We start from the raw sequence: 10,592 nt of genomic DNA on the forward strand, positions 1-10,592 counted from the left end.
GGCCGCGGCCGTCCAGGTCCTTGGCGGCCCACTTCAGGCGCAGCACCGCTTCCAGCAAGGCCGCGCCCGCCGCGCCGCCCAGGTGCGGGCGCCGCTCGCTCCAGTCGAGACAGGCGCAGGCAAAGCGCCGGCGGCGCTTGCGCATGCCGTCCACGTCGACGTCCAGCGCCGCCAGCCCGCGCTCGCCCGCATCGGTCAGGTCGTAATCGTCTTCATCGCCGCGCCGCTGCTTCAGCCAGCCGGCTTCGAACAAGCGGTCGTGCAGGGCCACGGCCAGTGTGCCGGCCATGTGGTCGTAGCAGGTGCGCGCCAGGCGCAGGCGCTGCGGCGTGGTGGGAATGAAAGGCTTGGGCTGGCTGCCGGCAAGAACCATCAGCGCTTCCAGCGCGGTGGCCACGCGCGGGTCGCCGATGCTGTAGTAGCGGTGCCGCCCCTGCGCCAGCACCTTCACCATGTTCTGGTCCTTCAGCTTGGCCAGGTGCACCGAGGCGGTGGACGCGCTCACCTCGGCGATGGCCGCGAGCTCGGTGCCGGTGCGCGCGGCCCCATCCATCAGGCTGCACAGCATGCGCGCACGCGCGGGCTCGGCGATGGCGGAGGCGGCTTGCGCCACCAGGCGGTCTGCAAATTCGGCGTCCATGCTTTGATGGTAAGCGAAGCGAAAAACCATGCCGCCGACAAGAATTGCCTGCATGGAACCGACCGATCCCCTGCAGGCCGTCACGCACGGCGACCCCTATCCCTTCTATGCCCGGCTGCGCGCCGGCCCGCCGCTGGCCTATGACGCATCGCTCAAGCTCTGGGTCGCGTCGCGCGCCGCCTTGCTGGACGAGGTCTTCACGCACCCGGCGATGCGCGTGCGCCCGGCCGCCGAGCCGGTGCCCGCCGCCATTGCCGGGCAACCGGCCGGCGAGGTGTTCGCGCGGCTCGTGCGCATGAACGACGGCGCCGGGCACCAGCCGGCCAAGCGCGTGGTCGAGCAGGTGCTGGCGGGTGTTCCCGCGCAAGACGTCGAGGCGGCCACGGCGCGCATCGCCGCCGGCCTGCTGCCACGCGCGGGCGATGCCGATGCGCTCAACCGCTGGATGTTTGATGTTCCGGTGCGCAGCGTTGCTTCGCTGCTGGGATTCGGCGACGCCGCACTGGCCAGCATTGCCGCGTCCACGCGCGCTTTCGTCGCCTGCCTGTCGCATCTGAGCACCGCCGGGCAGCTGGCCGAGGCGCACGCCGCCGCAATGGCGCTGGGCGATGCGGTGGCGCGGCTGGCGCAACAGGAAGGCGGCGGCGTCGCCGCGCAATTGCGTGCCGCCGCCGGGGCAGGACAGTGGGACGACACGCGCGCTATCACGGCGAACCTGGTCGGCCTGCTGTCGCAGACCTATGAGGCGACGGCCGGCCTCGTCGGCAACAGCCTGGTGGCGCTGTCGCGCGATCCCGCGGCGCTGGAGCAGGCAATGCATGCGCCCAATGGCTGGCTGCGCACCGTGCGCGAAACCGCCCGCTTCGATTCGCCGGTGCAGAACACGCGCCGCTTCGCTGCCGAGGCCGTGCGCATCGCCGGCGTGGACCTGCCGGCCGGTGCGCCGGTGCTGCTGGTGCTTGCCGCCGCCAACCGCGATGCGCAAGCCAATCCCGATCCCGACGTGTTCGATCCGCAGCGCGCCGCGCCGTGCCTCTACAGCTTCAGCCGCGGCGCCCATGCCTGCCCGGGGCAGGAACTGGCCTGCCGCATCGCCGCGGCCGCGCTGCAGGCCCTGCATGCGGGCGCCGCATGGCCGCACACAGGCGCACTGCGCTGGTCCTACCGCCCGTCCGGCAACGGCCGGCTGCCCGTCTTCCAATGAACCGAACCGCAGGAGCAACAACCATGTACGCCGTGATCTTCGAAGTGATGCCGCACACCGGCCAACGCCAGGCCTACCTGGACATCGCGGCGCAGCTGCGCCCGCAGCTCGACGGCATCGATGGCTTCATCTCCATCGAGCGCTTCCAGAGCCTGGTGGACCCGGACAAGCTGCTGTCGCTGTCGTTCTGGCGCGACGAGGCGGCCATGATGCAGTGGCGCACCACCGAGGAACACCGCGCGGCGCAGACGGCGGGCCGCGGCGGCGTGTTCCGCGACTACCGGCTGCGCATCGCCGGCGTGGTGCGCGACTACGGCCTCAACGCGCGTGCGGAAGCGCCGAGCGACAGCAGGAGCGTCCATGGGTGAGCGGCAGGCCACGCGCAAGCTGGGCATCGTCGGCGGCGTCGGTTGGGCCGCGACCGCCCTCTACTACGAACAGCTGTGCCGCCGCAGCGAACGCATGCGGCGCGAACGGAATGTGGGCGGCGTTTCCTCCACGCTGGAGATGGCGATCGAGTCGCTCGACCTGGCCCATGCGGTGTCGCTGCTCGGCAAGGAGGGCGACGAGGCCTCGTGGTCCGCATTCGATGCGTACCACACGGATGCGCTGCTGCGGCTCGAACGCTGCGGCGCGCAGGTGGCGGTGATGGCCAGCAACACGCCGCACCATCGGCTCGCGGCCATTGCGCGCGGTGTCCGCATTGCGGTGCTGGACCTGTTTGCGTTGCTGGCCGCGCGCTGCGCTGCGGCGGGCGTGCGGCGCGCGCTGGTGCTGGGCACGCCGACCACCATGGGCTCGCACGTGCTGCACGGCGCCTTTGCGGCGGCCGGCGTGCGCAGCGAGGTGCCGCAGGACGCGCGCGACCGCGCCGAGCTCGCGGCGCTGATCGACGGGCTGCAGAAGGGCCACGTGCCGGATGCTGCGCAACGCATCGAGCGGCTCGCCATCGGTTGCCTGGGCGCGGATGCGGCAAGCGGCATGGTGGTGCTCGCCTGCACTGAACTACCGCTGGCTTTCTGCGCCGCCGGCACCGAAGGCGCCGAAGCAGCGTTCACGCACCATGGCGTGCGCTATCTCGACTCGGCCCTGGTGCATGTCGAAGCGGCGCTGCAGGCGTGCTGTGCGGACGACTCACCCGGCCTAGCTTCGCCAGGATCAGCAGCGAGGTGAGAAGGCTGAGCGCGCCGACGGCCAGCGCAGCCGGCAGGATCAGCTGCTTGTCGAGCACGGTGGCGGCCGTGAGCAGGATCGCCGCCACGGCCAGTGCCAGCGAGTTGTAGACGGCCTTCAGCGCGCCCACGCGGCCCGACAGGCGTGCCTCGGTTTCCACCTGCGACACCGAGGTCCAGAACATGTACGAGGCGGTGGAGGCAAAGCCGAACAGGAAGATCACGGCATACAGCGGCACACCCTTCTGGAGGAACAGCGCCAGGAAGCTCAGGACGCCGGTGGCAGCCGACAGCACCGACGGCAGCCAGCGGCGCCCGCGGCACCAGGCGGTGAACTTCACCAGCAGGAAGCCGGTGACGATGGCGCCGATGGCGAAGTTCACGTCAAGAATGCTCATCCAGCGCGGCGACCCGCCGAACGCCGCCGCCACGGCCGGCGCCAGCACCAGGTTGAACACGCCGACCAGGCCGAAGTCCAGCGCCGCCAGCACGCCATAGAGCTTCAAGGTGGGCGGAATGTCGTCGGCTTTCAGGTCGAGCGCGCCGGCGGCAATGCCGCGCGGTTTGTGGTCCGCGTGCGGCAGCAGCACGTAGCACGCGGTGGCGGCCAGGTAGCTCAGGCCGGCGACCAGGCACAGCGCGTTCAGGCTCAGAAGCTCCAGCGTGATGCCCGCCGCCAGCACGCCGGCCAGTTGCCCGGTCTGCAGCGCGATGCTGATCAGGCTGTTGGTGGACTCCACCTGCCCGCCCGCATGGATCACCACGGCCGCATAGCCGGCCGCGCTCTGGAACACGCGGATCACGCTGAGCATCAGCGCCACGGCCAGCGCCAGCCACACGCTGTAGGCGTACAGGTCGCCCGCCAGCGACACACCGCACAGCACCAGCGAGAGCGCGGCCCCTGCGATCACCAGCGCCGGCTTGGCGCCCCAGGCCTCCACCGTGCGGCCGCTGGCCGCGCGCAGCAGCAGCGTCATGCCAAGCTCGGCCAGGCAGGCCAGCGCGAAGGCCCACACGCTGTGCGTGAGGCGGAACAGAAAGTAGCCCAGGCTGAGCGTCATCGCGCCGCGGCTCAGGTTGACGAAGAACTCTCCAGTGACCAGGCTGAAGCGCGTGCGCGCCTGCTGCGGCGCGCTGTTCGGCTCGGCTGCGGAATCGTTCACTCGAAGCGGTAACGCAGCTTGGACACCGCCGCGCGCGCCGCGGCCAGGGCGCCGTCGCCGCTGTCGTCCACGGCGATCACGTGGGCGCCGCGGTCGAAGCTGTGGCCCAGGGTGTGCACGGTGGCGCCCGGCAGCTTCTCCACCTTCACGCTGCTGACCGATGGCTGCGCGGCGGCTTCCGCCGCGCCTTCGATCTCCACCAGCGTGCGCGGCTGCGCCTCGTCGGGCGTGAGGTACCAGATCGCCGCATTGCGTGTGCAGCGCAGCGGCTCGGCAATGCTTGGCAGCACGCGTTCGCCGGTGATCTGCCGCGCCTCCAGGTCGTACAGGTCGACGCCGCAGGCCAGCCGCACCAGGTTCGGAATCTCGTCGCCGCCGGTGCGGGTGTGGGTCTCGATCAGCTCGATGCTGGCGTCGGCCGCCACCATCACTTCGGTGTGGCCGGGACCGTCTGTGATGCCGACGGCATCCAGCACCTGTTCGGTGAAAGTGGCGATGCGCTGGGCCAGGTCGGCGTCCACGCGCGCGGGCACCAGGTGCCCGATCTCGACGAAGTTGTGCGCGGTCTTGAATTTCTCGGTGATGGCCAGCACGCGGTGCCGGCCGTCTTCGGAAAACGATTCCACGCTGTACTCCGCGCCGTCGATGAAGCTCTCCACGATCATCGGCAGGCACGCGAACAGCTCGGGCGGCACGCTCTCGCGCGACGCCAGCTTGAACACGTTCTTGCTGGCCGTGCCTTCCAGCGGCTTGGCGATGACGGGAAAGCGCGCCTGCGCCAGGATGTCGCGCAGCTGCGCGGCGTCGTCGGCGCGGTGGTAGTCCAGCCGCGACAGGCCGGCCGCGCGCGTCACGTCGCGCGTGCGCGCCTTGTCCAGGGTGGTGCGGGTGGCGTCCTTGCGGTGCCGGCAGGCGATGCCCAGTTCGGCCGCGATGTCCGCCGCCAGGCACTGGTAGCCGTCGATGAAGGAATGCACCAGTTCGAACTGGTTGCCGGCGTGCAGCGCCCGCGCCATGGCGCGGAACTGCTCCTCGCCCGCCTTCTCGTCGAGGTAGGCCAGGTTCTTGTACCCGGAGCGGAAGTCGCCCGCCACGCCAAACGGCATGATGCCCAGCAAAGTCAGTTCATGCCCGTTGGCGATCAGGCGGAAGTGGCCGCCGCGGTTGGTGCCGATGACAAGAATCTTCATGCGTGTCCTTGCAGGCTGTCCATGTGGGCGACGAGGCGCGCGGCCTCGCTTTCGGCCAGACGCTGCGCGTCCTCGGCGGTGCCGCCGTGCACCATGAGGTAGCCCGAGCGCTGCCAAGAATGCGTGAGCGCAACGGCCTCGGTGCCGAGCTTGTCGATGACGGTGCGGATGACGTCCGGGTGCGGCGCGAAGCCGGCCAGGATGGCCTCGCGCGTGAGCGTCGTGGGCGGCAGCTGGAAGAAGCGGATCGCCACGCAGGCGTGTTCCGGGCGGCGCTCGGGCGCGGGCAGGCCCATCAGGCAGCAGGCGGTTTCGCGCGCCGCGTCCATGCCGGTGGTCAGCCGCGTGATCTCCCACAGCTGGTCGCCGCCGGGGCGCAGCTGGCTCTCGATGATGTGCACGCCGTCCGCCTCCACCTTCACCTCGGTGTGGGCCGGGCCGGTGCGGTGGCGCACCGCGTCCAGCGCCTGGAACACGAGGCGCTCCACCTCCTGCCGGCGCGCGCCCATCGCCCAGGGCTGCACGTGGCCGACCTCGACGAAATGCGGAAAGCCGGTGATGCTCTTGCGCGTCAGCGCGATGAGTTCGTGCACGCCGCTCTTCGAGATGGTCTCGACGCTGTACTCGTCGCCGCCGACGTACTTCTCCGCGATGACGCCTTCGCGGCCGACGCCGGCCGCGTGCGCATAGGCCTGCGCCACGGCCTCGGCGGAGTCGGCGTAGTGCACGCCCTCGCTGCCGGCGCCCGACACCGGCTTGAGCACGACGCGTCCGCCCACCTGCTGGCGGAAGTCCTCGGCGGCGGCGGCCGAGCCGATGCGGCGGTAGGGCACGTTGGGCACGCCCTGCGCGGACAACAGGTCGCGAAAGCGCAGCTTGTCGCGCGTGTGCTCGATGGCGAAGGACTCGCAGTTGGTGGGCAGCCCCAGGTCCGCCGCGATGGCGGCGGCGGCGCGCTGCGGAAACTCCGACAGGCACAGCACGTAGCGGAACGGCTGGCGCGCATGCAGCACCCGTGCCAGCGCCACGCACAGCGCCACATCTTCGTAGTCGCACAGGATGAGCTGGTGGGCGGTGCCGGTCTGGTAGGGCGTGACCAGGGCCTTGTCCTGCATCAGGACGTAGCTGCAGCCGAGCTCCAGCAGTGTGCGGCAATTGTGGTCCACCCCGCCGAAGCTGAGGACATGCGGACGCTCTTCGGGTGTCATGTTCGCTGCTTCCTCCCTGGCTGCTGGATGCGAACAGCGATTATGCGGGGGCTATACCCGATGGGAGAAATGAGAAAGTGAGAGGAAGTTGGATGAAAATGTGAATAGTGGTTTCGGAAAACTATCCACCATTCACTGGAGAATCGTTCGACTTTGCCGGAGAAGAATCGCGCGGCAGCCAGCTCCACGCCGAGGCGATTGCGTTTATATAAAATAAATTTATAGGCATCCCATTTAGATTCATCGCCGCAGCGGCAGGAAGGCCTGCTTCAACTGGCGCAGCACGAAGCTGGACTTGCTGTGGCGGATGCCGGGGATCTTGTAAAGCTGCTCGCGCAGCAGCCGTTCGTAGTCGCGCGTGTCGCGCACGGCCAGGCGCAGGTAGTAGTCGTAGTCGCCCGACACCAGGAAGGCCTCCAGCACCTCGGGAATGCCGGCCAGCGCCTTGCCGAAGTCGAACAGCGCCTGGTCCGAGTGGTCGTTCAGGGTCACCTGCACGATCACCGTGTCGGCCAGGCCCACCTTGCTCGGGTTCACGCGCACGGTGTAGCCCTCGATCACGCCGGCTTCCTCCATGCGCTTGATGCGCGACCAGCAGGGCGAGGTGGTCAGCCCCACCTTGCCAGAAAGCTCCTGCAGGCTCATGCGGGCGTCCTGCTGCAGCGCTTCCAGGATGGCGGTGTCGTAGCGGTCCAGTTGCATTCTGTGATTCAGGTGTTTGGCAGAAGGATTTGCTGGATTGTCCGCGAATTTCAAGAAAACAAGCAAGCTTTGCTGAGTGCCTCCTGGCACAGTGGCAGCATGGACATGCCGACCCGCGCCCGCTCTTTCCTCCCCGCCGCCCAGCCGCAGCCGCAGCCCGCGCGCAACGGGGCCCAGGCGCTGGTGGCGCAACTGGTGGAGCTGGGCGTGGACACCGTGTTCGGCTATCCCGGCGGCGCCGTGCTGCCGCTGTACGACGCGCTGTACGGCCAGCACCAGCTGCGCCACGTGCTGGTGCGCCATGAGCAGGCGGCGGTGCATGCCGCGCAGGGCTATGCGCGCTCCACCGGCAAGGTGGGCGTGGTGTTCGTCACTTCCGGCCCGGGCGTGAGCAACACCACCACCGGCCTGCTGGACGCGATGTGCGACTCGGTGCCCATCGTCTGCATCAGCGGCCAGGTGGCAACCACCGCCATCGGCACCGACGCGTTCCAGGAATGCGACGCGCTGGGCATCAGCCGCCCGGTGACCAAGTGGAACGCCCAGGTGCGCGCGCCGGGCCAGCTGCGCGGCCTGGTGCACAAGGCATTCGAGGTGGCGGCCGGCGGGCGCCCCGGGCCGGTGCTGCTGGATTTCCCGAAGGACATGCAGCTCGCGCCCGAGCCGGGCCGCGTCGCCGCCTCCGAGCCGGCGCGCGCGCGCCGGCATACCGCGTTGCCGGCGCTGCCCCGCCCGCAGGTGCGCAAGGCGGCCGAGCTGATCCGCGCGGCGAAGCGCCCGGTCTTCTACGGCGGCGGCGGGCTGGTGAATTCGGGCCTGGAGGCCTGCGGGCTGTTCTCGGAGATCGTGGCGCTGACCGGCGCGCCCTGCACCTTGACGCTGATGGGCCTGGGTGCGTACCCGGCGTCCGGCCCAGCCTTCCTCGGCATGCTGGGCATGCACGGCACGCTGGAGGCCAACCTGGCCATGCACCATGCGGACCTGGTGGTCTGCGTCGGCGCGCGCTTCGACGACCGCGTCACCGGCCGGCTCGACGCCTTCTGCCCGGACGCGAAAGTGATCCACGTCGACATCGATCCGCGCTCGATCAACAAGGTGGTGAACGCCGACGTGCCGCTGGTGGGCGACTGCGCCGAGGTGCTGCGCGGCGTGCTGGACATCCTGCGCCGCGACGCCACGGCCGCGCCCGATTTGGGCGACTGGTGGCAGCGCATCCGGCACTGGCGCTCGCTGGCCTGCCTGGCGTTCGCCGACGACACGCAGGCCATCGTGCCGCAGGCGCTGATGGCGACCTTGCGCGACCAGCTGGCCGGGCGCTTTCCCATCGTCGCCACCGACGTCGGCCAGCACCAGATGTGGGCCGCGCAGTACATGCGCGTGGAGCGGCCGCGCGACTGGCTCACCTCCGGCGGCGCCGGCACCATGGGCTACGGCCTGCCGGCGGCCATCGGCGCGCAGATCGGCGACCCGGGCCGGCTGGTGGTGTGCATCAGCGGTGACGCCTCGGTGCTGATGAACATCCAGGAACTCTCCACCGCCATGCAGCACCGCACGCCGGTGAAGGTGATCCTGATGAACAACGGCTGCATGGGCATGGTGCGGCAGTGGCAGGAGCTGATCCACGGCGGCCGCTACAGCCACAGCTACACCGAGGCGCTGCCGGACTTCGTGGCGCTGGCCCGCGCCTTCGGCTGGGGCGCGGACCGCGTGGAGCACCGCGCCGGGCTGGGCGACGCGCTGGCGCGCTGCCTGGCCTCCGACGGACCTTACTTCCTCGACGTGCGCGTCACGCAGGAAGAGAACTGCTTTCCGATGATCCCCGCCGGCAGCGGCCACCACGAGATGTGGCTGGGCAAGGACCGCCCGTATGCCGAGCCTTGATGCACCGTTCAGGCTGAGCCTGTCGAAACCCCTGCGCGTGCTTGCCCTTCGACAGGCTCAGGGCGAACGGTCGTCGGTGCCGATGTTGAGCAGGTGCTTGCCAAGCGCATCATGACGCCACCGGCCGCGGCCGCACCAGCGCCAGCACGCGGCCGCCGAACACGTTGACCAGCAGCCCGGCCAGCACCAGCAGGCCGGCGCCGATCTTCCAGCCGGGGAAGGTTTCGCCCAGCAGCCAGGCGGAGAACAGCGCGGCCACCACCGGCCCGAGCAGGGTGAAGGGCGCCACCATGCCGGCCGGATGGCGCGCCATCAGCCAGGCCCACAGGCTGTAGCCGACGTGCGTGCTCGCATAGACGATGTAGGCCACCGCGCCGATGCCCAGCCACGACACGTTCTGCACGCCGTGCGCGATGCGCTGCGGCCCTTCGACGATGTACGACAGCACGAACAGCGGCAGCGGCGCGGCCATGCTGGACCACACCACCAGCGCCAGCATGTCCACCTTGCCCAAGGACTTGCCGACGATGTTGCCGGCGCCCCAGCAGGCCGCGGCGGCCAGCCCGAACAGCAGGCCGGCCAGCGTGAGGTCGCCGCCGGTGTGCGTGGCGATCACCACCAGGCCCAGCGCCGACACGCCGGCGCCGACGAACTGCAGCGTGGTCATGCGTTCGCCGCGGAAGGCCCAGGCCAGCCCGATGGTGACGAACACCGACAGCTGCAGCGCCAGCGCGCCGACGGCGGCCGACATGCCGATCGCCATGCCGTAGAACAGCAGGCCGAACTGCAGCCCGAACACCAGCATGCCGTATGCTGTGACGCGCCAGAACGGCGCGGCCGGCGGCTTGATGAAGAACACCGCCGGCAGCGCGGTCAGCGCGAAGCGCACGGCCGCCATGAAGATCGGCGGCAGCTCCGCCAGGCCCACCTTGATGGCGATGAAGTTGAAGGACCAGATGGCCACGACGAACAGGGCGATGAGGATGTGGGGAATCGGCATGGGCTGCACGTTGAAGGGATTGCGCATGCTGCGCCCGCTGCCCATCCAGGGTCAAACGAGTTCTGTTCAATGCCTGTGCAGGAACATTCACAAGTGAGCCTCGACCTGCCGCCCATGCAGGGCCTGCGCGCGCTGGAAGTGCTGGCGCGGCACCTGAACTTCTCGCGCGCGGCCGAGGAACTGAACCAGACACCGGGCGCCATCAGCCACCAGATCAAGGCATTGGAAGAGGCGCTGGGCATGCGCCTGTTCGAGCGCAGCAGGCGTGCCGTGGCGCTGACGCCGGTGGGCCGCCGCTACGCCGGCGAGATCCGCGCGGCGCTGCAGAAGGTGTCCGAAGCCACGCGCGAGCTGCGCGGCGCACGCGGCCGCATCCTGTCCATCGACGTGCTGCCCTCGTTCGCCAGCCGCTGGCTGCTGCCGCGCCTGGCC

At 69.9% G+C, this 10,592-nt stretch carries 11 protein-coding genes; 5 read left to right on the forward strand and 6 right to left on the reverse strand.

Annotation, left to right across the window (positions count from 1 at the left end):
* Positions 1–640 (reverse strand): metalloregulator ArsR/SmtB family transcription factor (locus H0U68_RS07085; protein ID WP_296354028.1); only part of this gene is annotated, 640 nt, incomplete at its 3' end.
* 52 nt (positions 641–692) lie between these two features.
* On the opposite strand from H0U68_RS07085, the gene H0U68_RS07090 reads away from it, so the two are divergent.
* From H0U68_RS07090 to H0U68_RS07100, 3 genes are read left to right on the forward strand one after another with little or no spacing between them, the layout of a single operon-like run.
* Complete coding sequence (locus H0U68_RS07090) at positions 693–1,844, forward strand: cytochrome P450 (RefSeq protein ID WP_296354030.1); 1,152 nt, start codon at positions 693–695, stop codon at positions 1,842–1,844.
* Between the two features lie 23 nt (positions 1,845–1,867).
* Complete coding sequence (locus H0U68_RS07095) at positions 1,868–2,212, forward strand: antibiotic biosynthesis monooxygenase (RefSeq protein ID WP_296354032.1); 345 nt, start codon at positions 1,868–1,870, stop codon at positions 2,210–2,212.
* Positions 2,205–3,017 (forward strand): aspartate/glutamate racemase family protein, encoded by an 813-nt coding sequence (locus H0U68_RS07100; protein WP_296354034.1) that lies wholly within the window; start codon positions 2,205–2,207, stop codon positions 3,015–3,017. The genes H0U68_RS07095 and H0U68_RS07100 overlap by 8 nt, the downstream gene beginning before the upstream one ends.
* Here the strand turns inward: H0U68_RS07100 and H0U68_RS07105 are convergent.
* The 4 genes from H0U68_RS07105 to H0U68_RS07120 form a co-directional block, all read right to left on the reverse strand.
* Entirely contained in the window at positions 2,899–4,179 is a 1,281-nt protein-coding gene (locus H0U68_RS07105; RefSeq protein ID WP_296354035.1) for a hypothetical protein, read from the reverse strand. The two genes, H0U68_RS07100 and H0U68_RS07105, sit on opposite strands and share 119 nt — an antisense overlap.
* Positions 4,176–5,369: an ATP-grasp domain-containing protein gene (locus H0U68_RS07110; RefSeq protein WP_296354037.1), complete on the reverse strand. Its 1,194-nt coding sequence runs from the start codon at positions 5,367–5,369 to the stop codon at positions 4,176–4,178. Before H0U68_RS07110 ends, H0U68_RS07105 begins: the two co-directional genes overlap by 4 nt.
* Positions 5,366–6,577: an ATP-grasp domain-containing protein gene (locus tag H0U68_RS07115; RefSeq protein ID WP_296354041.1), complete on the reverse strand. Its 1,212-nt coding sequence runs from the start codon at positions 6,575–6,577 to the stop codon at positions 5,366–5,368. The genes H0U68_RS07110 and H0U68_RS07115 overlap by 4 nt, the downstream gene beginning before the upstream one ends.
* A gap of 240 nt (positions 6,578–6,817) precedes the next feature.
* Positions 6,818–7,279, reverse strand: coding sequence for an Lrp/AsnC family transcriptional regulator (locus H0U68_RS07120; RefSeq protein ID WP_296354043.1), 462 nt, complete (start codon positions 7,277–7,279; stop codon positions 6,818–6,820).
* A gap of 105 nt (positions 7,280–7,384) precedes the next feature.
* Here H0U68_RS07120 and ilvB point away from each other — a divergent pair, with 105 nt between their 5' ends.
* On the forward strand, positions 7,385–9,160 hold the full coding sequence (gene ilvB / locus H0U68_RS07125; protein WP_296354048.1) for a biosynthetic-type acetolactate synthase large subunit: 1,776 nt from the start codon (positions 7,385–7,387) through the stop codon (positions 9,158–9,160).
* A 109-nt stretch (positions 9,161–9,269) separates the two neighbouring features.
* On the opposite strand, the gene H0U68_RS07130 is transcribed toward ilvB, so the two are convergent.
* Positions 9,270–10,187, reverse strand: a complete 918-nt coding sequence (locus tag H0U68_RS07130; RefSeq protein WP_296354045.1) for an EamA family transporter — start codon at positions 10,185–10,187, stop codon at positions 9,270–9,272.
* Positions 10,188–10,253: 66 nt separating this feature from the next.
* Between H0U68_RS07130 and H0U68_RS07135 the strand changes: the two genes are divergently transcribed.
* The coding region (locus H0U68_RS07135; protein ID WP_296354046.1) for a LysR family transcriptional regulator at positions 10,254–10,592 on the forward strand (339 nt) is incomplete at its 3' end.

Origin of the sequence: Ramlibacter sp. (assembly GCF_013697775.1) — a bacterium.
GTDB lineage: Bacteria > Pseudomonadota > Gammaproteobacteria > Burkholderiales > Burkholderiaceae_C > Ramlibacter.

Excerpts from the sequence above, each read along its gene's own strand:
- H0U68_RS07090 (WP_296354030.1), top strand. The coding sequence starts at position 693 with ATGGAACCGACCGATCCCCTGCAGGCCGTCACGCACGGCGACCCCTAT.
- H0U68_RS07095 (WP_296354032.1), top strand. The coding sequence starts at position 1,868 with ATGTACGCCGTGATCTTCGAAGTGATGCCGCACACCGGCCAACGCCAG.
- H0U68_RS07100 (WP_296354034.1), top strand. The coding sequence starts at position 2,205 with ATGGGTGAGCGGCAGGCCACGCGCAAGCTGGGCATCGTCGGCGGCGTC.
- H0U68_RS07110 (WP_296354037.1), bottom strand. The coding sequence starts at position 5,369 with ATGAAGATTCTTGTCATCGGCACCAACCGCGGCGGCCACTTCCGCCTG.
- H0U68_RS07115 (WP_296354041.1), bottom strand. The coding sequence starts at position 6,577 with ATGACACCCGAAGAGCGTCCGCATGTCCTCAGCTTCGGCGGGGTGGAC.
- H0U68_RS07120 (WP_296354043.1), bottom strand. The coding sequence starts at position 7,279 with ATGCAACTGGACCGCTACGACACCGCCATCCTGGAAGCGCTGCAGCAG.
- ilvB (WP_296354048.1), top strand. The coding sequence starts at position 7,385 with ATGCCGACCCGCGCCCGCTCTTTCCTCCCCGCCGCCCAGCCGCAGCCG.
- H0U68_RS07130 (WP_296354045.1), bottom strand. The coding sequence starts at position 10,187 with ATGCGCAATCCCTTCAACGTGCAGCCCATGCCGATTCCCCACATCCTC.